The sequence below is a fragment of the Beggiatoa leptomitoformis genome (genome assembly GCF_001305575.3).
Lineage (GTDB): Bacteria > Pseudomonadota > Gammaproteobacteria > Beggiatoales > Beggiatoaceae > Beggiatoa > Beggiatoa leptomitoformis.
The window spans coordinates 1,507,692-1,532,770 of the sequence record NZ_CP012373.2 but is presented as its reverse complement, the minus strand read 5'-3'; the positions used below and the strand labels follow the sequence as shown (position 1 = coordinate 1,532,770).

The 25,079-nt window shown below is 38.6% G+C and carries 20 protein-coding genes; 13 read left to right on the top strand and 7 right to left on the bottom strand.

Translation table 11 applies throughout. From position 1 onward, the window contains the following. Positions 1-621, bottom strand: a complete 621-nt coding sequence (locus AL038_RS06330; protein WP_062150588.1) for a DedA family protein — start codon at positions 619-621, stop codon at positions 1-3. Positions 622-984: 363 nt separating this feature from the next. On the opposite strand from AL038_RS06330, the gene AL038_RS06325 reads away from it, so the two are divergent. From AL038_RS06325 to AL038_RS06310, 4 genes are all read left to right on the top strand, one after another. Beyond that, positions 985-1,176: a hypothetical protein gene (locus AL038_RS06325; protein ID WP_062150586.1), complete on the top strand. Its 192-nt coding sequence runs from the start codon at positions 985-987 to the stop codon at positions 1,174-1,176. A 233-nt stretch (positions 1,177-1,409) separates the two neighbouring features. After that, positions 1,410-2,858: an FAD-linked oxidase C-terminal domain-containing protein gene (locus AL038_RS06320; protein WP_062150583.1), complete on the top strand. Its 1,449-nt coding sequence runs from the start codon at positions 1,410-1,412 to the stop codon at positions 2,856-2,858. 28 nt (positions 2,859-2,886) lie between these two features. Continuing rightward, a complete protein-coding gene (locus tag AL038_RS06315) occupies positions 2,887-3,579 on the top strand; it encodes a retropepsin-like aspartic protease family protein (protein WP_062150581.1) in 693 nt (230 codons plus the stop codon). A gap of 165 nt (positions 3,580-3,744) precedes the next feature. Beyond that, the gene (locus AL038_RS06310; protein WP_062150578.1) at positions 3,745-4,338 is read left to right on the top strand and encodes a hypothetical protein; all 594 of its coding nucleotides are present in this window, start codon (positions 3,745-3,747) and stop codon (positions 4,336-4,338) included. Between the two features lie 116 nt (positions 4,339-4,454). On the opposite strand, the gene AL038_RS06305 is transcribed toward AL038_RS06310, so the two are convergent. Continuing rightward, positions 4,455-5,468 carry an agmatine deiminase family protein gene (locus AL038_RS06305; protein WP_062150575.1) on the bottom strand — a complete coding sequence of 338 codons (1,014 nt, stop codon included), beginning with the start codon at positions 5,466-5,468 and terminating at the stop codon, positions 4,455-4,457. A gap of 283 nt (positions 5,469-5,751) precedes the next feature. Between AL038_RS06305 and bioF the strand changes: the two genes are divergently transcribed. From bioF to AL038_RS18500, 5 genes are all read left to right on the top strand, one after another. Further along, positions 5,752-6,906 (top strand): 8-amino-7-oxononanoate synthase, encoded by a 1,155-nt coding sequence (bioF, locus tag AL038_RS06300; protein ID WP_062150571.1) that lies wholly within the window; start codon positions 5,752-5,754, stop codon positions 6,904-6,906. Positions 6,907-7,156: 250 nt separating this feature from the next. After that, positions 7,157-8,227: a HindVP family restriction endonuclease gene (locus AL038_RS06295; RefSeq protein WP_062155389.1), complete on the top strand. Its 1,071-nt coding sequence runs from the start codon at positions 7,157-7,159 to the stop codon at positions 8,225-8,227. A gap of 1 nt (position 8,228) precedes the next feature. Further along, on the top strand, positions 8,229-9,185 hold the full coding sequence (locus AL038_RS06290; RefSeq protein WP_062150566.1) for a DNA cytosine methyltransferase: 957 nt from the start codon (positions 8,229-8,231) through the stop codon (positions 9,183-9,185). A gap of 102 nt (positions 9,186-9,287) precedes the next feature. Further along, positions 9,288-10,184, top strand: coding sequence for an isocitrate lyase/PEP mutase family protein (locus AL038_RS06285; RefSeq protein WP_236839482.1), 897 nt, complete (start codon positions 9,288-9,290; stop codon positions 10,182-10,184). A 251-nt stretch (positions 10,185-10,435) separates the two neighbouring features. Beyond that, positions 10,436-12,604 (top strand): sensor histidine kinase, encoded by a 2,169-nt coding sequence (locus tag AL038_RS18500; RefSeq protein WP_062150563.1) that lies wholly within the window; start codon positions 10,436-10,438, stop codon positions 12,602-12,604. Between the two features lie 219 nt (positions 12,605-12,823). Here the strand turns inward: AL038_RS18500 and AL038_RS06275 are convergent, their stop codons facing one another. The 4 genes from AL038_RS06275 to AL038_RS06260 form a co-directional block, all read right to left on the bottom strand. After that, the gene (locus tag AL038_RS06275) at positions 12,824-16,039 is read right to left on the bottom strand and encodes an ATP-binding protein (RefSeq protein WP_161575442.1); all 3,216 of its coding nucleotides are present in this window, start codon (positions 16,037-16,039) and stop codon (positions 12,824-12,826) included. Positions 16,040-16,205: 166 nt separating this feature from the next. Continuing rightward, a complete protein-coding gene (locus AL038_RS06270; RefSeq protein WP_062150556.1) occupies positions 16,206-16,958 on the bottom strand; it encodes a tRNA threonylcarbamoyladenosine dehydratase in 753 nt (250 codons plus the stop codon). After that, positions 16,955-17,737, bottom strand: coding sequence for a TatD family hydrolase (locus tag AL038_RS06265; RefSeq protein ID WP_062150553.1), 783 nt, complete (start codon positions 17,735-17,737; stop codon positions 16,955-16,957). Before AL038_RS06265 ends, AL038_RS06270 begins: the two co-directional genes overlap by 4 nt. A 31-nt stretch (positions 17,738-17,768) precedes the next feature. After that, the gene (locus tag AL038_RS06260) at positions 17,769-18,365 is read right to left on the bottom strand and encodes a LemA family protein (protein ID WP_236839480.1); all 597 of its coding nucleotides are present in this window, start codon (positions 18,363-18,365) and stop codon (positions 17,769-17,771) included. Positions 18,366-18,565: 200 nt separating this feature from the next. On the opposite strand from AL038_RS06260, the gene AL038_RS06255 reads away from it, so the two are divergent. Together AL038_RS06255 and ybaK are read left to right on the top strand one after the other, a co-directional pair. Next, positions 18,566-20,395 (top strand): ABC transporter ATP-binding protein, encoded by a 1,830-nt coding sequence (locus AL038_RS06255; protein WP_062150547.1) that lies wholly within the window; start codon positions 18,566-18,568, stop codon positions 20,393-20,395. A gap of 5 nt (positions 20,396-20,400) precedes the next feature. Then, complete coding sequence (gene ybaK, locus AL038_RS06250) at positions 20,401-20,886, top strand: Cys-tRNA(Pro) deacylase (protein WP_062150544.1); 486 nt, start codon at positions 20,401-20,403, stop codon at positions 20,884-20,886. Positions 20,887-21,145: 259 nt separating this feature from the next. Here the strand turns inward: ybaK and AL038_RS06245 are convergent, their stop codons facing one another. Continuing rightward, the gene (locus AL038_RS06245; protein ID WP_062150540.1) at positions 21,146-23,191 is read right to left on the bottom strand and encodes an ATP-binding protein; all 2,046 of its coding nucleotides are present in this window, start codon (positions 23,189-23,191) and stop codon (positions 21,146-21,148) included. A gap of 183 nt (positions 23,192-23,374) precedes the next feature. On the opposite strand from AL038_RS06245, the gene AL038_RS06240 reads away from it, so the two are divergent. Together AL038_RS06240 and AL038_RS06235 are read left to right on the top strand one after the other, a co-directional pair. Further along, a complete protein-coding gene (locus AL038_RS06240; RefSeq protein ID WP_062150535.1) occupies positions 23,375-24,556 on the top strand; it encodes an anaerobic sulfatase maturase in 1,182 nt (393 codons plus the stop codon). 31 nt (positions 24,557-24,587) lie between these two features. Further along, complete coding sequence (locus tag AL038_RS06235) at positions 24,588-25,076, top strand: GNAT family N-acetyltransferase (protein WP_062150532.1); 489 nt, start codon at positions 24,588-24,590, stop codon at positions 25,074-25,076. Positions 25,077-25,079: the final 3 nt, after the last annotated feature.

The following is a 25,079-nucleotide window of genomic DNA, read 5'->3' as shown; positions in this document are numbered from 1 at the left end:
TTAGTGAGGTTTGTTGTCGTCTGTGTTATCGTGGTGGTCTGTATGATGATGTTCCATTTCAATTTTATGGATAATTTTCTTTTTAGTCTGTCGTTTAATGATGTATAAGATAAACGCCAAAACAAGAACGATAATCATAATGGCAGGTAATTGATATTTTTCTAAAAATACTTCAAATGCCTGACCAAATAAATAACCCAGTGAGCTTAAAATAATTGCCCAGATGATTGCGCCGATAAAGTTTAGCGTAAAGAATTGCTTAAACGATACAGTCATCGTGCCTAACGCAAATGGAATAATATTGCGTAAGCCATAATAAAAACGAAAGGTTAAAATCAACCATGAACGATAATGATGCAAAAGTTCATCAATATAATCAATTCGTTCTTGCCATACGGGGCGGGTTGCTAACAGATGTTTACCGCCAATACGACCAATTTGAAAAAATAATTGGTCTCCCATGAAAGACCCTAAAAAAGCGGTTAGTGCGACGAAAGGTAAATCTAATAACCCCATGTGAGCGGCAATTCCACCTAAAACAACTATTGTTTCTCCTTCCAAAAAAGTACCAATAAAAATGGCAAGATAGCCATACTCTATAATCAGATGTTCTAAATCCAAAATTATCCCCTTTCAGGACAGTGGTAATCGAAAGAACCTTATTGTAATCAACCAGACTTTAGGCTAAAAAATGGAAGTTGCATATTATGGGATGTGAATATGACTATTCTTCTATGAGAATTAGTTGTAACGAAAGGCAAGAAATAGTCCAAATGCGCTATTAGTACCATTACAAACTTTTTAATAGCCGCGCATTTTATCAAAAAAGAACTGCTAAAATGAGAGCATTCTCGTATGACTCGTCGGTAATATACGCTTTGTTACTCGGCATAAGTTAAATAACCTGACAGGTTTTTATACACTACAAGTATTGGTGAGTGTTTAAAGTGGTAGGAAACAAATTAAATTCAATGGTAAATTTTTATGAACCCACAATATACTTATCTGCGCTGGATTGATGAGATTTGTACGTATTTAGAGCGCGAAAATATCGCAATGAATGCACAACAAATAGAAACGCTCTTTCGTCCTCAATATGAAAATAAATTAACGCCTAAACAAGCTATTGTAACTTGCTGGTCGGCAATTAATCAGCGGCGATTGACCAAGTATTAATCGTAAAAATGGCCGCGTATAGCGCAATTGAATGGTGTTGAATACAAGCATTATCCAAATCAGGTTTTTTAGTGTTGCGTAAAATAAACCATGATAATTCTGGAAATTCTGATTCGGATGGTCATTTAATCAAACGATAGATATAGTTAATCTTCTATTTACCGCTACTTAATTCTATCAATAATAATAGCCTGTTAAAAAATCCCCTCTTTCCACCCTTAAAGAGCTTTCTCATGATAGCGTTACTCCAGCAATTAACCCAATTTCTCCCTAAAGATTCTGTATTGCTTACTGATGAAGCGGTGCGTCCTTATGAATGTGATGGTTTGAGCGCGTATCGAGAACGGCCCGCTGCTGTCGTGTTGCCTAACACGCTGGATGAGGTGCAACAAGTTTTAAAGTTTTGTTATCAACATAAAATTCCTGTTGTGGCGCGTGGTGCAGGCACGGGTTTATCGGGTGGCGCGTTGCCACATAAGGCGGGTGTGCTGTTGAGTTTGGCAAAATTTAAACGCATTTTGGCCATAGACCCAAAAAGCCGCACTGCACGGGTAGAAACAGGGGTGCGAAATTTAGCAATTTCGCAAGCCGTTGCGCCATTTGGTTTGTATTACGCCCCCGACCCATCTTCGCAGGTTGCCTGCACGATTGGTGGAAATGTCGCGGAAAACTCGGGCGGGGTGCATTGTTTAAAATATGGGCTTACGGTACATAATATTCTTGAAGTTAAAATGTTTACGATGGCAGGGGAGTTACTCACCATCGGCAGTGCCGCATATGATAGTGCAGGTTATGATTTACTTGCTTTAATCACGGGGTCTGAGGGATTGCTTGGCGTGGTGGTTGAAGTGACAGTGCGTTTATTGCCAAAACCTGAACAAGCACAGGTATTAATGGCGGCGTTTGATGATGTGATTAAAGCAGGTAGTGCTGTTGCGGAGATTATTGCACAGGGAATTATTCCTGCAGGTCTTGAGATGATGGATAACGCGGCAATTCGAGCGGCAGAGGATTTTGTGAAGGCAGGTTATCCCGTAGAAGCAGCAACGATTTTACTGTGTGAATTGGATGGGAATGCTGAAGAGGTAGAACACCAAATTGGACAGGTTAATCAGATTTTAAGGCAGGCAGGGGCCACAGAAATTCGTCAGGCAGTGGATGAGCAGCAACGGTTGCAATTTTGGGCAGGACGAAAAGCGGCATTTCCTGCGGTAGGACGGATTTCACCTGATTATTATTGTATGGACGGTACTATTCCCCGCAAGCATTTGGCAACCGTGTTGGGACGAATTGCTGAATTAAGTCAGCAGTATGGTTTGGTGGTTGCAAATGTCTTTCATGCGGGTGATGGCAATTTACATCCGTTGATTTTATTTGATGCTAATAAAGCAGGGCAGTTGGAGAAGGCGGAAGCGTTAGGCGGGGAAATTTTGGAGTTGTGTGTCGCTGTTGGTGGGACGATTACAGGGGAACATGGGGTAGGGATGGAGAAAATAAATCAGATGTGTGTGCAGTTTAATTCATTGGAATTAACACAATTTCATGCGTTAAAAAAAGCCTTTGACCCTGATGGATTGTTAAACCCTGATAAAGCAATTCCTACATTACATCGTTGTGCGGAGTTTGGTAAGTTGCATGTGCATCATGGGGAGTTGCCTTTCCCTGAACTAGAACGCTTTTAGAAAGCTTCAATTTTATGTGAGTAACACAATGAAATATAGTTATTATATTTTTTGCCTGTTTGTATTCAGTCATAGTATTCAACCGTGTGTTGCTGAATCAGCGGATACATTGGCTACATCTTCTGCACCACCACTGGCAATTAGTGTTATTGGTTTAATGCCGAATAAGGCTATTTTGTTTATTGCAGGACAACAGCGTTCATTAAAGGTAGGACAAACCAGTCCTGAAGGGGTGACGTTAATCAGTGCCGATAGTGAACAAGCAATATTGGAAGTGAACGGACAACAAGCCGCGTATGGCGTGGGTGGATATATGTTTGCGGTTGTTGAATCTGTCGCAGCGACTGAGCAAATTGTCCGTATTCCACCAGATTCACAGGGGATGTATAAAACCATTGGGCAAATCAACGGTATCACGGTCAATTTTTTAATTGATACGGGGGCAAATACGATAGCAATCAATTCTGTATTAGCACAACGTTTAGGATTGAAGTATCTTGATCCAGCCGTAGAACCCTCTTCTGCAACCACCGCGTCGGGAGTAGTTCGCTCTTATCCCATTGAGTTAAAAAGGGTACAATTAGGTGGTATTGTAGTAGAAAATCTACAAGCCAGTGTCATTGAAGGAAAATATCCTGTGGATGTTTTATTAGGAACTAATTTTCTTAATAAATTAAAGTTAGAACATGCAGGCAGTTTTTTAGAATTACGCCAGCAATAATAATTTGTTTTAAAAGCGTTATTTTCTAAGTATCTTAATTCTGAGTAGCTACTTATATATTTCATTATTCGTTAATATACTAATATAGTATGCTGTCTGTTCAAACAGAACAGTAATGCTGTATTTAGGTCTTAACATAACTATTTGTTAAATTAGGTGAGAATAATGGTAGATAATAACGAAACAATGCAGTTGGCCGAATATATGGAAAAAACATCGCATGAATTTCGGGCGGCGATGAAAGAGTTTAATGATGCAATGCAGATGCGTGAGCAGTTGAGTATTCGCATTGGCAGACGGACAACGCAAATTATCCGTTTTAGTATGATAGGAATGAGCTTGTTATCACTTGCATTGATTGCGTTGCTTTATACCTTAACAACTAATATGAATGATATTACCCAGCGCATGATTGTCATGGCGACGAGTATGAATGAGATGGTTAAAAGTATTAATACGATGCAAATAACAATGCAGGAAATGGATAAAAGCATCGCCTTAATGCCTGCAATGAGTGCGTCTATGGGTAATATGAATTTGGCAATGCAGGGGATGAGCGCGAATATTGACCAGATGAATACCAATATTGCAAATATGACGGTAAACATTGGTGAAATGAATCACAGTATGCAAACGATTAACACGAATATGAATAATATGAGTGAACAATTTTCGCTAGTGAATCGACAACTAAGTTTAATGGGATATAACATCCATCGCATGTCCAGCCCGATGCAATTTTTCCCCTTTTCGCAGTGACAAATTTCCGTCCATTTTAGTGTTCCTGCCACTCCATTTTTTGCATTAGGCAAAGAGTAACCACGGATAACACCGTTTAAGGCGGTAGTATCCGTGTGGTTTTCCACGATAATAAACTAGGGTTTTGGTTGTTGTTGTGTAATGCAGTGAATTCCACCGCCACCTTTAAAAATTTCTAAGGCGGGTACTTGTACAACTTGATGCATCGGAAAGGCTTTACTAATAACATCAAAGGCGAGCGCGTCATATTTTGCGTCATTAAATGCCGCCATCACAATACCGCCATTAGCAATATAAAAATTGATGTATGACAAGGTTAAGCGAATTCCCTTGTAATATTGAGGACTCGGTTGTTCAATCTCTATAACTTCTAAGGGACGACCCTGCGCATCTGTTTCACTGCGTAATTTACGCAAATTCGCCTGTAAAATGGCATAATTTTCATCATTGGGGTCATTAGTCGTAATCGCTAAAACAACACCGGGACGCACAAAGCAGGCGATTTCATCAATATGCCCATCTGTTTCATCATCTTTCAAGCCTTTTTCTAACCAAATAACTTTGGTTACACCCAAATAATCACACAATAACGACTCAATTTCTGCCTTGCTTAATTGAGGATTACGATTAGGATTTAATAAACATTCTTCCGTTGTTAAAACCGTCCCTTCACCATCCACATGAATAGAACCGCCTTCTAAAATAAACGGGGCTGCAAAACGACGAATATTTGATTGGGCTAATAATGTCTCTGCAACCAAAGCATCCCTATCACACGGCAGATGTTTTCCACCCCATGCGTTAAACTCCCAATCAACCCCTGCCACGCTACCATCAGGATGAATAACAAATGTGGGTGCCATGTCACGTGTCCATGAATCGTCTAATAGCATGGGTTCAACATCAACATTTGCACCACACACTTGACGCGCCTCAGCCAATAATTCTGGAGGAGTCAACATAGTAACAGGTTCAAAACGAGCAATTGCTTGGGCAATTTGAGCATAAGCTTGTCGTGCAATAGCAAAATCTTCCCACACACTAGCGCGATAAGGATATGCCATCCAACAACGGCTGTGCGGATGCCATTCTGCGGGCATGAAAAAACCTTCTTTTTTTGGGGTGGTCATGCTGACTCCTCTGAAATAAGCCTGAAAGGGAGAAATTATGACATACTTATGTGAATTTCAACTGACAAGGCGCATGTATCCAAACAGAAGAAATGTTTTCCCATAATCTTGATTCACATACTTGTATATCATTGTTGAAAATAAAAAAATTTCTCTTAATCTTTCTATTAAGTAGAAAAGCCAGCGTTTTTCACGTTTAAATTTAGCGAATTCTCAAGTAAACAAACAAGATAAAATTAGCCTATAACATTATCGTTTACACACCGTTATCAATGTTATTATCATGCAAAACTTTCTAAAACAACGTCTTGAACAAAGACAACAAGCTCATTTATATCGCCAACGTCTGATTCACGAAGGTGCGCAAACGCCTGTTTTACAAATGGCAGGACGAACGTATTTAGCATTCTGTAGCAATGATTATTTAGGATTAGCCAGCCACCCTATCTTGATTAATACCCTACAACATGCAGCAACAACGTATGCTGTTGGGGCGGGCGCATCACACCTTGTTAATGGACATGCACGCGCTCACCACGCACTAGAAGAAGAATTAGCAAGCTTTACAGGGCGAGAACGAGCCTTATTATTCTCCACAGGTTACATGGCAAATATTGGCGCAGTTACCGCATTAGTTGAACGTCAAGATGCTGTCTTTTCAGATAAACTTAACCATGCCTCTTTAGTTGATGCCGTACAATTATCTCGTGCGCACAGCCATCGCTATACCCATAACGACATGGAAATGCTTGCGCGACTACTCACACAATCAACGGCAAACCATAAACTTATCGTTACTGATGGCGTGTTTAGTATGGACGGAGATATTGCAAATTTACCCGATATTGTCACCCTCGCAAAACAACAACAAGCATGGGTAATGGTGGATGATGCACATGGCTTAGGGGTTTTAGGCGCGACAGGACGAGGAATTATCGAACATTATCACTTATCCGCTACAGACGTTCCCATTCTCATGGGAACCTTAGGGAAGGCTTTTGGTGTCACAGGGGCATTTGTTGCAGGAAGTACATTACTGATTGAAAATCTTATCCAATATGCTCGCAGCTATATTTATACCACCGCCTTACCTGCGGCGATTGCAGAAACCTTACGCGCTAGTTTACGCTTGGTACAAACTGAAACATGGCGACGGGAAAAACTGCAAATTCTCATCAAACACTTTCGCCAAGGTGCAACACAACTGGCATTGCCTTTGTTGGTTTCAGACACACCGATACAAGGCATCTTACTCGGTTCAGCAGAGAAAGCCTTAATGTTAAGTCAAGCCCTATTACAACAAGGTATTATTGTGACGGCTATTCGTCCCCCCACTGTGCCACAAAATACAGCGCGATTACGCATTACCTTCTCAGCCTTACATGAGATTGAACACGTTGACAGATTATTAGGTGCGCTAGAACATTATTCATTATAGACATCAAGTTAGCAGTGCTAAACAAAAAAATAAATATAATAATTGGTTAAATTAGACTTTTTAGATTTAGATGCGATAAAAATTAACCGACTTGATTATTCTGTCAATTCTAAAAACCCTAATTCAGACCATCAGGCATTAAGAAAAGGACTTATCCTTACTACGTCAGCACTACTACAAATTTAATTCGTTTATCAAAACAAGGCTGCAAAGCATTATTTAATAATGTTAAATGATTAAATCAAAATTTATGAAAAATACACCCGCATTATTTGGATTGAAAAATTCAAATCGAGATTTTTCTCAAAAAGATTCATGGGGAAAAAATCAATTTAATTCCTCATTTCCAGCAGCATTAGCCTGCTATATGCACAGCAAAAATGTAGAACCCGTTTATTTAAAACTTAATAGCCAGCTTCAAGTTGAACATTCAAAAATAAGTGTCTCTGAACTATTTGGACTGAATCCGCTCTCAGAAAAGCTATTCTTTGCTTTTGAAAGTGACTATTTACCCTATCGTCCATTTGTTGTGGGTAATTTACCGAGAATCGATTTAGTCACACAGGATTTACAACAGCATACTTGTTTGCGTGGCTTAGAAATTAAACTCACTGCATTGCCTGATAACACCACATGTGCGTTATCTGAGGATGAATTTGGCAGTGAATTGGTGATTCGACCAGACAGTATTGTTTATTTAGCTTTGAGTATTGTCACTAGCTACCACAACAATAGAGATGTTTTAAAAAATATTGTGGGTAATCAATTTAATAACATTCGAGATTGGAGTGAGGTTGAAAACGTATTTGCGTTGATTCCTGATATGGTCAAAACACTCAATACAATCTTATTGAATACAATGGAGCGACAAACGCCCTTGATTATTCAACCTGTGTGGAAAACACTGGGCAAATCACCTCAGTTAGCTCAACAGTGTTTAGATGTTTTTGTATGGAGCAATTTTGCATTCACCCGTTTATTTTTAGACCTCAGTCATCAAGAAATCACGACCACAAATAAAATTACTCGGCAATTACGTTCTATTATTTGGCTTTTTAAAATGGTTTTTGATTTTTGTCGTGACGGCAAAATCGATTATGCGAAAATCATCGATAGCCTTTCGTATAATACTAAAAACGATAAAGCATTTGCTGTAAGCGGTAAAACTACTAATGTTTATATGCGTAGTGCAGAACTGGCTTCTCCTAGAATAACTCAAAATGAGATTAAACAGATTATCTTAGGCGATGGGCATTTGCTGTTAAGCCCTGAAAGACGTTTCGATGCTATTATCTTCAATTCTCCTTACTTGTTTGAATAATATGTTAAGAACCCTTGATTTATTTTCAGGATGTGGTGGTTTGTCGTTAGGTTTTCAAAATGCAGGTTTTGAAATCTTGGCGGCTGTTGATAATTGGCTACCCGCTATAAAAACCTATCAAGCCAATTTTTCCCACGACATTATCCAACTAGATTTATCTGAAGAAAATAACATTGAAAAATTAAGTACCTATCATCCTGAGATGATTATTGGAGGGCCTCCTTGTCAAGATTTTTCCAGTGCAGGAAAACGCAATGAAGAAACCTCTCGTGCAGACTTAACCGTAAAATTTGCTGAGATTGTCGCCACGCTGAAACCAAAAATCTTTGTGATGGAAAATGTAGCGCGAATAAACGTGACCCATACCTTGCGGAAATCAAAAGCTATTTTTCAACACAGTGGTTATGGTCTTTCGGAAGTTATACTGAATGCAAGTTTATGTGGTGTTCCTCAAATACGGAAACGCTTTTTTTTAATAGGGCTGTTACATGAACAAGATCATGTGGTAATACCCTATTTAACCCAGCATTTAGCAGAAAAACCTTTGAGTGTTTTTGAATATCTGGGTCATGATTTAGAGATAGAGCATTATTATCGTCATCCTCGAAGTTATGCACGACGGGCTATTTTTAGTATTTATGAACCAAGTCCGACGGTTCGAGGTGTGAATCGACCGATTCCTAAAACCTATCAATTTCATGAAAACGATACCAGCACGGATTTAAGAAATATCAGGGTGTTGACTGCCATTGAAAGAAGTTACTTACAAACTTTTCCTAAAAACTTCATTTTTCCTCTAAAAAATAAATCAGAATTAGAGCAAATTATTGGAAATGCAGTTCCCGTAAAGTTGGCAGAGTATGTGGCTAATGCGATTAGTTCCTATTTACAACATGGTCAACGTATTAAAAAAAATACTTATCAGAATTTAATAACCCAGCAATTATCTATTTTTTAACATTATTTTAAAATTTACCTACACTATCTAACTAAAGATACTGCAATTGCTAACTAATTAGAGGCTAGGTATTAATAACAAGTTTTCAAACTGTCTATTTTATTGACATTACAACTCACCTGTTATTTTGCAACCATGTCAACAACACCCGCCCAACAGCTACGCGATTTACTGCAACGTACCCCTTTACTACTAATGCCCGCCTGTTTTGACGCGCTATCTGCAAAACTCATTGAACAAGCAGGATTTCCAGCCGTTTTTATGAGTGGTTTTGGCGTTTCCGCAAGTCGCCTAGGTCTGCCAGATACAGGATTGATTTCTTACGGAGAAATGCTTAATCAAGGGCAAAACATTTGTGCAGCCGTCAAAATACCCGTACTCGGTGATGGCGATACAGGCTATGGTAACGCAATTAATGTAAAACGGACTGTTAAAGGCTATGCTCAAGCAGGATTTGCTTGTGTCATGTTAGAAGACCAAGTTGCCCCTAAACGCTGTGGGCATACACAAGGAAAACAAGTTGTTGGACGAGAAGAAGCCTTTACCCGCATTCAAGCAGCGGTTGAAGCACGCAAAGAAGGACAAGATATTTTAATCATGGCACGAACTGACGCACGCGCAACCGAAGGCTTAGATGAAGCCATTTTTCGGGCGCAAACATTTGCAACACTCGGGGCAGACATTACTTTCTTAGAAGCCCCACAATCAATAGAAGAAATGCAGGCGTATTGCCAACAAGTACAGGGTTACAAAATGGCAAACATGGTAGAACAAGGTAAAACGCCTTATCTTACACCTGCTGAACTACAAGCCATAGGCTATCATCTAGTTGCCTATCCGCTAACCCTGCTAAATGTTTCTATTTTAGCAATGCAACAAGCCCTACAACACCTCAAAAATGGTCAACAACCTGAACAATTACTCAGTTTTACAACCCTAAAAGAGGTCGTTGGTTTTACAGCTTACTATCAAGAAGAAGAACGCTATCCGCAAAAATAGCGATGTAACGATATGGACTAACTCTTGCTATGATTGACTCAAACACACAAAATCACCGCTATAGTGATGGTTATCCCGTTTATGTATTGCGACCAACTGATACGCACAAACACATTTAGAATAAAATCCCAAGATAGTTTAGAATTTGGGACTCAGAATAAAGCATTAAACACTACTGTTGTTATGTACCTACCCACCCGCCCCTCTGGCTTATTGCATCACATAAAGCCATGCTATTGAGGAAACCGTGCATGACTTATAGTGCATTGAGTATTAGAACTATCATCATCGTTTTTTTAACGACTGTCGTGCTTATTTTAGCTTCAGCAATGAGCCTAGCAGTCTATCGACATCATCTATTACAGCAACAATTGGTGTATGTTGATTTAAAAACAGCCGTCACAACCGTTGCTAATCGATTAGACCAACACATCGAAACGGCTAAAAATAGCGTTGGTCGATTACGTGGTTATTTGTCTATTTTGACCAAAACTACCCCTGTAAATGCCGATAGTTTTGACATTTTGAAACAAATAATGATGGAAAATTTACAGTTTGAATCCAACCAGTACAGCAATTTTTTTGCGCTAGAACCTGATAAAGCGCAAGAACGGTTTCAACAAGCAGGACAACTACTGGTTATTCATAAAGACGCATCACAAACCAACACACCACGCTATAACCGCCCCCAAAACATGATTATCGAAGCATGGTCAGATACTAATTACGCCAATGACAGCCGTCGTACGTGGTATCACATTGCAAAACGGACACAAGATATACAAATTGTACCTGTTTTTACTGATAAAGACTATATGAACCAACAACTTATTGGAGTAGTTCAAGGTCTCTATACCCATCGAATTTTTGAAGGTATGGTCGGTGTAGGTTTACTGGTAGATACCTTCTTTCAAGAAGTTGAAAGTGAAATGTTGGGACGCACGGGTGGATTATTTCTAGTTGACTATCAATCAGGGACTTTACTAACGCTCATTGGTTCGCGCAATCGCGCCCAACTTGACTTTTTAAACATTATTGAGCGCAACAAATACAATTTTTATGGTAGCAATCCACAACAAGAATTCTGGCGCACCGCATTTAATCAAGATATTGCCTATCAAGAAATTGCAGTTGACGGCAAACCCCCTTATGTTATCTCCTCCAAACGCTTTAGCAATCTACCTTGGACACTTGTCGGCTACCAACAAACCAACGAATTCAAAAATGATGATATTTTTGAACTCAATGACAGCTTACTACTCATAGGGTTACTCATCTGTCTGCTAATACTTTTTGGTATTGCGGTTTATTTTTTCTTTTTACACCCACTAAACCGACTCACAAAATCCGCCCAACAACTACTTATCAGCACAGATACACAATTAGCAGTACCTACACAAGGTTTTCACCTACAAGAACTACTTAATTTACGCCAACTCTTTTCCCAATATAGCTTACGCTTACGTGAACTCATGCAAGCCAAAGCAGACAGCACTAAACGTCTGCAAGAATTGAATGCTGAACAAATTAAACAACGTGCTGAGACAGAAAAGTATCAAGCAGAAATTGATAAAGCCAATACCCAAACGCAGAGCGTCCGTAACGAAGCCCAAAAAGCTCGCCTACAAATTCAAAAAGCCCGTGTAGAAATTCAAAAATACAAACTCGCCTCACAACGTGCCAAAGTACAAGCAGAAGCCGCCAACCAAGCTAAAGCCCAATTCTTAGCCAATATGAGCCATGAATTACGCACGCCAATGAATGCCATTATCGGCTATACCGAAATTTTACAAGAAGATGCGCGTGACCATGGACAAGAAGACTTTATTCCCGACTTACAAAAAATTCATGGTGCAAGTTATCACCTGCTTGACCTTATCAACAACTTATTTGATATGTCAAAAATTGAATCCAGTCGGATGGATTTATATATAGAAACATTTGATTTAACGCCTGTTATTCAAGATGTCGCCACCACCATTGCCCCCCTACTGGAAAAACAACAAAACATCCTTAAAGTAGATTGTGATAGCGCACTAGGCACAATGTCGGCTGATTTAACAAAAATTCGTCAAAACCTAATGAATTTACTCAGCAATGCTAATAAATTCTCCAAACAAAGCACCATTACACTCAGCGTAAGTCGTGAGACACATGACGATGATATTGATTGGATAATCTTTAAAGTAATTGACCAAGGGATAGGCATGACCCCTGAACAAATACAACGGCTTTTCCAAGCCTTTATGCAAGGTGACAGCTCCCCAACCCGTCGCTATGGTGGCAGCGGATTAGGTTTAGCGATAACCAAGCAATTCTGTCAACTCATGGGAGGGGATGTAACGGCAGAAAGTGAATTTGGTAAAGGCAGCTTATTTGTGATGCGATTACCCGCAGAAGTTAATACTGGGGAAACCTAAACGATGTTACTCAACCGCTAGAACTATCTGAATCTGCAATATTTACGTTAGGCATTATAAAGTGAGCATTGCCTACTAACGCTTGATAAATCAACTGATACAGGCGGTTTTATTCGGGTCTCACCCTATCGGTCAACTAAAAACGCTTATAAAAATACGATGGATAACACCGCTTCAAGCCGTGTTATCCGTGTTTAAAGCGTGTCTAAATCAAGAAAATTACTTCTCCGTCAATGCCTCAACTCCTTGCCACTCAACAGGTGTACCCATTTCTGCATAATAAATACACCGATTCATATAAAAATCTGAGGCTTTATCCTCTGGAATTTCCTCTAAAACCTGCTGAAATGCTTTAATCGCTAAACGGAACTGCTTCGTGTAATAAAAGTCCATCGCTTGGCTAAAAACCTTTTCTAAAGCAATCTTTTTATTGCGTAAAACGACGGGTTCAGCATCCAATATCTCAAAAATATACACAGGAGCATTTTTACCTTTTACCCGCACTTTACCCAAAAAACGATAATAATAACGTGAAGGGTCTTCCAACTCGCCCAAAATCTCGCCACTGATAAGAATCGAAGCACCATATAATTTAGTCAATCCTTCCAAACGTGAAGCAAGATTCACCGCATCAGAAATTACCGTTCCTTCCATGCGTTTTTCCTCCCCAATCGTCCCCAACATTAACGAACCTATATGTAGTCCGATACCTACTTTAATGGGAATTAATTGTTGTGCCTCACGTTCTGCGTTAAATTTGGCTAATTCACGATGAATTCCAATAGCTGCCTGAATCGCATCATCCGCTTTTTCTGGAAACAATGCCATTAACGCATCACCAATGTATTTATCAATAAACCCATGATGAACCCGAATCACAGGACTAACACGCTGTAAGTAAGTATTAATAAAATCAAAGTTTTCTTTTGGAGTCATGCTCTCTGATAATGTTGTGAAAGAGCGAATATCTGCAAATAAAACAGCCATATATTTTTGCACGTGATCACCCAAACGGACATCTATAATGCTTTCTTTTTCCAAAAGTTTTAGAAACTCTAATGGCACAAAATTACTATATGCAATACTAACGCGGGAAAGTTGAATATGTATTTTTATACGGGTTAATAGCTCACTTTTAGAAAATGGCTTACTTAAATAATCATTAGCACCTGCTTGTAAACCCTCAACTAAATCAGCAACCTGATTTTTAGCCGTTAGCATAATAATAGGCAATTCATTAGCAGAATACGTTTGGCGAATAATTCGACAGACTTCAAACCCTGACATTTTTGGCATCATAATATCCAATAAAACCAAGGTGAAATGTGTCCCATTATTAATAGCATCTAATGCTGCCATTCCGTTGGTTGCGCGGGTAATCGCATAATTTTCTAGGTTTAATTGATTTTCTAATACTTGTAAATTAATAGGATCATCATCAACAACAAGAATGGCGGGGGTTTGTGCATCTATCGCAGATTTGGATTGATAATTATCCATTGTCGTATTGAGCAGTTCGGCGGGCAATTCTGATAAGTTTTGGGCGACAGAGGCTTGAATAAATTGGGTTAAATTGCCACCCATTGCATTTTCTGCGGGTTTATCTGAGAGTGGTAAGGTAAAACTAACCCGTGTGCCAATCTTTGGCGTGGATTCTAATTTTATTACACCGCCATGCAATTCAACCAGTTGTTTTGTAATTGATAACCCTAATCCCGTTCCACCAAAATCGCGCGAAATAGTACCATCTGCTTGTTCAAAAGGATTAAAAACATTTTGTAGTTTTTCTTTTGGAATACCAATGCCTGTATCAGACACAATGATTTTAAGAAATTTACCTTCTGGACGACAATTAATTTCAATAATGCCCATTTCTGTAAATTTAATCGCATTACCGATTAAATTATATAAAATTTGTTGCAAGCGATTTTCATCTGCTAAAACAGGGGGGTCATTTTGAATATGATTGATTAATTCAATTTTCTTTTGCCCAATCAATGGGCGTGAAATAGCAACAACAATATCAATCAGTACCTTTATTTCAATCGGTTTTATTTGTAATTCTAAATGTTGATGCTTGAGTTTAGAAAAATCTAAAATGTCATTGACCAAATTACCTAAGCGTCGTCCACTAAAAACAATCATGCCTAAATTATCTTTTACTTTAGTAGGTAATACTCCTGTTGCACCATCAATCATTGATTCTGCAATGCCAATAATGCCATTAATTGGTGTACGTAATTCGTGCGATGTATTGGATAAGAAATCATCTTTTAGTTTGTCTAATTTGAGTAATTCTGCGTTTTGCCACTTAATTTGTTTAATATAGGTCAACATACTATTAACCATGATTGTAATACTTTGTTTTAACAATTCTAATTCATTATTGGTTTTTACATTAATGGGGTGTTCTAAATCGCCTTGAGCAATCATATCAACACTGTGAACTAAATCTTGAATAGGGCGGCTTAACCGTGCGGAAATCATAAAAGTGAGTACAAAACAGAGTAATACGGCTATTGCATCTAACCATAAATGAAAAACGGTAATGCGGTTTAAGCCTTCGTCTATCATCCGTGTGTTATAAATTAACTCAATAACTTTACTGGGGTCAGAAGATGCGTCGCCTTTTTCATTTTTTAAATCAACGAATAAGTAGCGAATAATCCGCCCTTTGTTTCGTTCATCAATTTGATAGGTTTCTTTGCTGGTATAAACATGCCGAATTAACGCAATTTTTTCCTCGTTGACTTTGTAGGATGGGTCGCTGATTAAATGTCCATGTTGACTATATATATTGACTTCATTGAGTGAGGGATTCAGGCTTTTTAAGCGGTCGGCAATTTTTAGTAAATCCAGTCCGCCCATTAACTCTTCAAATTCATTAGATTGAATACCCATTTCTAAAATATAGCGGTGGTCTGGTGTAGGCATATAAGAGAATTTTCGTAATACCCCTGTTCGTGCTTCAACCGCAATGCGTCCGTGTTTAATTTTTCCATTACGGCGTATATTGGTTAAAAATTCAAAAAACTCAGGGAATTTTTTAAAATCAAGTCCTATATCTTTAATATATGTTGTATATTTTACTTCACCTTGATGATTTATAATGTATAAATCCATTTTTCCGCCCAATTGTTTCTTTAATTCGGACAGATTGATATTAAAAGGGTTGTGGTCGGCGGCTTCATACGCAGCTAAAAATTGTGGAAACTGGTGTTCAATTTCTTTTTCTAAAAAATTTTCTAGTACTTTATGTCCTGCATCTACTAGATTGATTGCATTTATAATATTATTTTCTGTTTGTTGTTGAAGTAGTGAATAGGCCTTTTCTAAATCGTGCTTTGCATTGAGATAATCAAAGACAGACAAGGCTATTAAAATAGGGATTATTAGCAGGAGAAAAGACCCCATTAATGTATATTTTAATGGCACATATCTTGGTTGCTTATCGGGTGGCATAGAAGTGGCAGGTATTTTGGGAAAGGTGCAGGGGAGTCGGTGGCAAGGGTAGAAGAGGTCAGCACGAATTTATTCGTGCCTATTATTTCTAATAGTTTGCTATGAATAAATGCACACTGACCGTTATATCGTATAAATTTTATGGTATGCGTTGTTTTTCTTCGATTTGTTTCAATAAGGCTTGTACCACAACACCTGATAACATCATGCCAAATAAAGCAGGCATGTAGGATATTGTTCCATTAACGGCGCGGGGTCTGCCTTCTGTGCCACTAACGGGTTGATGGGGTAATGGTTGACGTGGAATTTCTTGTGAGTAAATAACAGGATAATTAGTGCGTACCCCTTCTTTGCGCAATAATGCCCGCAATTCTCTAGCCAGTCCACATCCCTCAGTTTGATTGAGTTTAGCCACTTTAACCTTGCTCACATCTAAGCGATTGCCAGCCCCCATACTGGAGGCGACGGGTATGTTTAAACGCATACAAGCGGCAATTAATGCGGCTTTGGAGGCGATGGAGTCAATACAATCAATGACAAAATCATAGTGTCCTGTTTGCACGAATGTTTCTGCTTGTTCTTTGTATAAAAATTCGCCGTATTTAACCAGTTGTAAATCGGGATTAATATCTAATAAACGTTCTGCCATGATGTCCACTTTTGGACGACCAATTGTAGAGCGCAAGGCAACCAGTTGGCGATTGAGATTAGAGGGGGCAACAATATCATGGTCTAATATACTCAAGCGTTTAATGCCAAGTCGTCCTAACGATTCTGCAACAAAACTGCCCACCCCACCTAAGCCTGCAATCAGGATATGATGTTCTGTTAACGCGCTTAAGGTTGCTTCGCCCAATAAGATTTCTGTACGGGTATAAATAGATTCTGTCATTGTTTTAAACCAAATAATTCAAGGGTGTTACAGGTGGTGATGTGTGCAATTTCTGCGGGCGATTGTTGGCGCAATATTGCCATTGTTTGTAAAACTTCAGTTAAATAAGCGGGTTCATTCCGTTCTCCTCGATGTGTTGCTAGGGGTTGGTCTGGAGAATCGGTTTCTAACAAGATACCGTCTAGCGGTAAAACTTGCACTAATTTTCGTAATTTATGCGCGTTTGGATAGGTAATGGGCCCGCCAAAACTCAGGTAAAATCCTAAATCTAGCAATTGTCGCGCTTGTTGCTCACTGCCTGCAAAACTGTGTATAACGCCGCGACTACGCGGAAAGCGGCGCAAGTGTTGAATAACCGCTTCAACTGCACGACGGGCATGAATGATAACAGGTAATTGTAAATCGACTGCTATTTGTAATTGTGTTGTGAAAAAATAGGCTTGTTTTTCAGCGTCTAATCCTGCTACATAATAGTCTAAACCACATTCGCCCACCGCAACGGCAGATTCTTGGGTTAGCCATGTTGGCAGGGCAGTTAAATGACGGGGGTCATGCTCTGCCAGATACAGTGGATGTAAGCCATAAGCAGGATATAATCCCGTGTAAGTTTGGCAAACATTACGTAATTGTTCCCACCAACGAAAGCAGACAGCGGGTACAATTTGTAGCGTGACATTTGCCATTTGCGCACGTGTAAAGACGGCCATACGATCAGAGGCGAATTCGTCTGCGTCAAAGTGAGAATGACTATCAATAAGTTGGGGTAGTGTGGGATTCATCCGTATTGCCTATATGAGGCGTTTGACCCGTTTAATTAAACGCCACTCGTACCGTTTCGCGCTCTTTGGGGGATTCTATTTCGAACAATTGTGCTTCAGTAAATTGGGTTGCACTGGCGACAAATACATTGGGGAATTGTTCACGATAAGTGTTATAAAACATAACTGCATCGTTATATGCCTGCCGCGCAAACGCAACGCGATTTTCTGTACTGGTTAATTCTTCTGTCAGTTGCGCCATCGTCAAATCAGCTTTTAAATCAGGATAATTTTCTGATAAGGCGAATAAATGGCTTAATGACCCTGTCAACAAGGCTTCTGCTCCCATTAATCCTTTAATCGCTTGTGCATTTTCGGGATGTTCTGTGGCTATCTTTGCCGCACTCGCTGCCTGATTACGGGCTTTAATCACCGCTTCTAAGGTTTCGCGCTCGTGTTTCATATAGGCTTTTGCCGTTTCAACCAGATTCGGGATTAAGTCATAACGCCGTTTTAACTGCACATCAATTTGTGAAAACGCATTTTTAAATCGGTTACGTAGCGTAACTAATTTATTATAAATTACAATAATATATAAACAAATAATAGCCAGCACAACCAATGCAATTATTGCTTCTATGGACATCATTTCATCCTCCTGCTGTTAAATACCCTGTATAGAACCCATTTATAAGACACTATTGATAGTGATATAAAGCTCACGTTTCTTCAAGAATTATAACGATTCAACAACACCAATTTATAGTGTGAGAATAGAATCCTCATATCAATTTAAGGAATGTTTTATACTATTTCCCTTTAGCTCCATTCGTAGTTGAGAATTCAGGTATGGCACTTTTAAAACGACAACAGTATCCACATGCTGATTTACCTAAACGTCCTTTAGATAAATCAGGGGTAAGACATTTACTTGGTCTTTATCAATTTACCCGTCCTTATCGCGGCTATTTTCTCGCAGCGATGGTCAGTTTATTTTTTTCTAGTACCGTCTTACTAGCATTTCCCTTTTTAGCAGGTCGATTAATCGATACGGCAATGGGGAAAAGTTATGGATTTGTTAATGATATAAATGAACTGGCTTTATTATTAATTGCAGTACTTGCAATCCAAAGTATTTTTTCCTTTTTCCGTATTTTCTTCATGTCTAAAGTGACAGAATCCACCATTGCAGACATTCGTAAAAGTTTATACGAAAAATTTATGACACTACCCATGCACTTCTATGATAATCAACGGGCAGGTGAATTAATTAGTCGCCTTACCGCAGACGTAGGGTTATTACAAGATACTTTTTCCGTTACCCTCTCCGAACTGATACGCCAAACCCTCATTCTAGTCATTGGTGTCGGTATCCTTTTTATTATTACACCAGAATTAACTATTTTTATGCTGTTGGTGTTTCCTGTATTAGTTCTCGCGGCGATTATTTTCGGTAAATTTATTCGTCGTTTATCGCGTAAGACACAAGATGAATTAGCCAAAGCCAATATCGTTGTAGAAGAAACCTTACAATCGATTAGCATGGTAAAAGCCTTTACCAATGAAGCCTTTGAAGTCAATCGCTATGCGCAATCATTAAATCAAGTCGTACAAATTGCATTATCTAATGCTAAATATCGTGGTGCGTTTATCTCCTTCATTATTTTCGCGTTATTTGGCAGTATCGTTTTAGTTTTATGGTACGGCGCGAGTTTGGTAAAAGCGGGGACAATTTCTATAGGCGACCTGAGTTCCTTCATTATCTATACCATGTTTATTGGCGGTTCAATTGGCGGACTTGGCGATATTTACAGCACCTTGCAAAAAGCGGTCGGTGCAACTGAACGTATAGTAGAACTCCTTGATGAACCTAGTGAATTAAGCCTTTCTGCCATACCAACAACACCCTTAAAATTTCAAGGCGCAATTGAATATCAAAATGTTAGCTTTGCCTATCCAACACGCAAAGATACCCCTGTTTTAAAAGGGATAAATATTAAGATTCAATCGGGTGAAAAAGTTGCTTTGGTTGGATACAGTGGCGCGGGTAAATCTACCCTTATCCAACTGTTACTCCGTTTTTACAACGTAGATACAGGCAAAATCCTACTGGATGGAAAACCCATTGAAGACTACAACTTAACCTTATATCGCCATAATATCGGCATCGTGCCGCAAGAAGTGATTCTGTTTGGCGGAACGATTCGGGAAAATATTTTATATGGCAACCCTAACGCAAGCGAAGCAGAGATTACCAACGCTGCTAATCAAGCAAATGCCTTAGAATTTATCAATAATTTCCCTGAAGGACTTGATACCCTTGTTGGTGAACGGGGCGTAAAACTCTCGGGTGGACAGCGTCAACGCATCGCCATTGCGCGTGCGATACTCAAAGACCCAACCATTCTAATTTTAGACGAAGCAACCAGCTCGCTAGATGCAGAATCAGAACGGCTCGTGCAACAAGCCCTAGAAAAACTAATGGAAGGGCGAACCACCATTGTTATTGCCCATCGTTTAGCAACGATTCGTAAAGTTGACCGCATCTATGTTATTGATGAAGGAAATATTGCTGAGTCAGGTGCACATGAAGAACTGGCGAACTTAAGCACAGGTATCTACAATAATTTACTGAAACTGCAATTTGCAGAAGATAAAAAAATCCCAGTCGAGGCATAAAACGCATGTCCACTGCCAAATATCCTGTTACCCCCGCCATTCGCGCATTGCGAGAGGCGCATGTTGATATTGAACATCATCTCTATGAATATGTAGAAAAAGGGGGAACAACTGTTTCTGCACAAGCCCTAGGCGTGCCAGAAAACAGCGTTATAAAAACCTTGATAATGGAAGATGAACAGAAAAATCCGTTGATTGTGCTGATGCACGGTGATAAAGAAGTTTCTACGAAACAACTTGCGCGCCTGCTTAACGTCAAACAGATAAAACCCTGTACACCCGAGATTGCAAACAAACATTCAGGATATTTGGTGGGTGGCACATCACCTTTTGGCACACGTAAACCCATGCCTATTTATATGGAAGAAAGTATTTTACAACTGCCCACGATTTATCTAAATGGCGGTAAACGTGGCTATCTTATTAGCCTTTCTCCACAAGAAGCCCAGCGCGTGTTAAAACCAATATTAGTGACTGTCGCCGTTGAATAAATAGGACAAAAAAACCCTCGTCTGTAAATAGGCGAGGGTTTTTCTTTTAATACTCTCAATGTTAGCAATTCTGAGAATGCTGACTTGGATAAAAAAGCCAGTCATGATAAAACAGTATCAAAATAAATTAATTGTCTCAATAATGAGAAACCAAGAATATTATTCTCTCTCACCTTATTAACTCGGTTATTCAACGATTTTTCCCATAATAAATAACTATTTATCACTATAAAAAAGATAAAATCTACGTATGACGCTATTACTGGGTTTTCTGATAATTCTGCAATAGCTGACAAATAACATCTGTTTCAAAATCATGTGCTAACTCACGAATTTTTTGTGTAAACTCATGCTCTTCAGTTGTTGCCTCAATCGCATCTAACGCGAGAAAAATGCCATGAATATCACCCATCTTGGCTAATTCTATTAAACGGGTTACCTGTTCCATGCTCAATGTAATTTTTCCAACCCATCTATCTGAAAAAGAAAGCGATTCATCCAATGGCAATGCAGGTCTTTCACCTTTTTCATACAACCAAGACAGCCTTAAATGCAGTTCTAATTGCACCAATAACAACTCTACACGAATTGGTTTTGCAATAAATGAATCACAGCCTGCTAACATGCTTTCTTCTTGTGGATGTTCAAAAACACTGGCAGAAGTAGCGATAATGGGAATTAACCGCAAATCTGGATTTTTCCGCAATCGCCGTGCAAACTCAAAACCATCCATAACAGGCATAACTAAATCGGTAATGATTAAATCAGGTTTTTGCTGCATTGCCTTATCTAAACCCTCTTTACCATTAATTGCTTCTATGAGCATAAACCCCAGTGGTTTTAATAAATTAACCAATACGGAGCGATTTTCCCAACGGTCGTCAATGACTAAAATTGTTTTTTTCTCACCCTGATAACCACTAATAATTAACGGATTATTTGTATGTGTTTTAATAATTGTTGACCGCTCGGGCAAGGCTATTTCAACCCAAAAATGACTTCCCTTATGTAGCTGACTGCTAACCCCTATATTCCCTTGCATCAACGCAACTAACCTTTTCGTGATTGATAACCCTAAACCAGCCCCTTCTATTTTATTAGTAATACTACAAACTTGATGAAAAGGAAGGAAAATAGTATCAAGTTCCTCTTCAGAAATACCCATACCTGTATCTTCAATATCAAATCGTACTTTACCTGCTCGATAAGCAACTTTAAAATTTACCCCACCCTGCTCGGTAAACTTCACGGCATTCCCTAATAAATTAATTAAAATCTGCCGCAATCGCCTATCATCACCATAAATTCCTGCGGGTAGTGCGGTTACACGTTCAAAAATAAACATAATCCCTTTCTGCTCTGCTCGAATGCAGAAAAGTTCGACAATATCATCTAAAAACTCTGTAAAATTAATATCTAAACAATATAGCTCCATCCTATCCGCTTCAATTTTAGATAAATCCAAAATATCATTGATTAAAGTCAATAAATAATTTCCACATCGATGAATAATATTTACCCCTGTTTTTTGTTGTGCGGATAAAGACTCATCTCGTTGTAATATCTGTGTATAACCTAAAATGCCATTCAGCGGTGTACGCAATTCATGACTCATATTGGCAAGAAAAATACTTTTTGCTTGATTGGCAATTTCGGCTCGTGCGGCTGCTTCTTCTGCCTCAACAGCGGCAGCCTCAGCATTATATTGTGCGTCTTCAGCGGTTTGCTTTGCTACATGTAATGCCTGATTCATCTCACGCAATGCTTGTGTGCGCCGCTCGATTTCTTGTTCCATTGGAATCAAAGCGATTTTCTTCAATACAATCCATATTGCAATGCCTAACACCATGACAATTAGCAAGGCAATACTCAATAATTGCTTATTTAAGGTGAAAATAATCTGCTGGATATTATCTAAATCACTGACTATTTCTATGGTTAATGCGTTTGTCGCAGAAAAGCTAATATTTTTATAAACCATAAAGGTTTCTGTTGCTGTTGTTGCGCGTTGGTAATGAGCCAATGCAAAATTATTCTTTAACGTTGCGTTGATGCTAACAATATATTTTCGTTGTTGTCCCCAATCTGATAAAAACAAGCTAACCGCGTTATAATCCCGTTTTAAAAAAGATTCTTTAATAAAACCACTGATTAAATCCAATTCCAGCGCAATCCGATTTTTTTCGTTCTCCATTAGTAAACTTTTTTGATGTGATGTAATCAAAAAACCAGCAATACCTAAGAAAACAAATAAGATAAGTAAAAAACAAATCAGTAGGCGACTTTGACGAAAATAATGTGACAATGTCGTATCCTCCTAAAATATAATGTATTAGAGAAATTTATTTGCTATAGGTTAATCAACAGCTAAATAAGTGTTTACTTATTCATAGTAGCTTATTTGAATGCTATCGTAAAAATACCGCCTTTATGCTATCAAGCAACGTATTTAGACTATTTTTTTATTTTTCTAACAGGCTTTATCATAATGACAACACATACATTTCCTAATATTCCAATTAAAACAATTAGTACTGCAAAATCGTTACGTAGTATCTTAATTAAACCGATGGGTTCATTTTGTAATTTACGCTGTGAATACTGTTTTTACCTAGACAAGCATCATCTTTATGCAGGACATCCCTCAGCACACCGCATGAATGACGAGACCTTAGAAAAACTGATTATAGAAATGTTCTCCTGTGCAGATAATCCAAGCTTTATTTGGCAAGGGGGAGAACCAACCGTTTTGGGGGTGGATTTTTTCCGTAAAGTGGTTGCCCTACAAAAAAAATGGGCACAGGGACGACATTTTGCTAATGCCTTACAAACTAGCGGTTTTTTACTCGATGAAGAATGGGCAGACTTTCTACAGCAAGAACAATTTTTAGTCGGTATTTCCTTAGATGGTACAGAACATATACATGACCATTATCGTAAAGACCGTCAGGGACAAGGCACATTTAAACGGGTTTTTGCTAATGCCCAGCTATTATTACAAAAAGGGGTTGCTGTTAATGTATTAGCGACGGTTAATGATTATTCAGTACAATATGCTAAAGAAATCTATGATTTTTTTGTAAAAAATGGTTTTATTTTTATGCAGTTTAGTCCTATTGTTGAACGTCATCCCACTAACCCTAAAATTGCTGCTCCCTTTTCTGTGAGTGCGCGAAATTATGGACGTTTTTTAAACCAATTATTTGACGTATGGTTAAAAGATTTTGATTTTAATCGGTTGCAACAAAAAACCTCCATTCGCTTTTTTGATGGTATTTTACAAACGTATATAGGCATTGAGCCAGACCATTGTGTCTTACATGAACGATGCAATGACTATTTAGTCGTTGAGTATAATGGCGATTTATTTTCCTGTGATTTTCTTGTATCACAAAATACGCGCGTTGGTAATCTGCATGAAACCCCGCTAAAAATGGCTTTTGACTCTGCTGCACATACTGCTTTTGGTGAACGTAAGGCACAATTAGACGCAGAATGTCGTCAATGTGAATGGTTGACACATTGTTATGGTGGATGTGTAAAAGACCGTATTCGTGACCCTAACGATAAAGGACACAATCATTTTTGTGAGTCATATAAATTGTTTTTTAAGCATACAAATGAAAAACTGAAGCAATTAGCAAAATTATATCAACAACATTACTCATAGACTTTTAAGTTTAAGGGGTTAGAAAACCAATATGACCAATTATAGTGTACGAAAAGGCGTTGCTGATGATATTCCTGTCGTCTTTGCATTAGTAAAGACTTTAGCAATTTATGAAAATGCATTGAGTGAAGTTATTAATACACCTGAACAATTATTACAAGATGGGTTTGGTGAGCGGGCTTATTTTGAGTTTTTTGTCGCAGAAACGGCTAAAAAAGAAGTTGTCGGGATGATTTTGTATTATTACAGTTATTCAACATGGAAAGGGAAATCTTTATATGTTGATGATTTAGTTGTTAATGAAGCTCATCGTGGGCAAGGTGTAGGTTATTTGCTATTTGATGCCTTAATCAGGGAAGCAGTGACGCAAAATGTGGGGAAATTACATTGGCAAGTTTTAGATTGGAACGAGCCTGCGATTCGTTTTTATAAACGCTTAGGGGCGGTTTTTGACCCTGAATGGGTAAATTGTAAATTGAGTCGTGAGCAATTACAGGCGTATGTTAAACAGAAAGTGTAATGA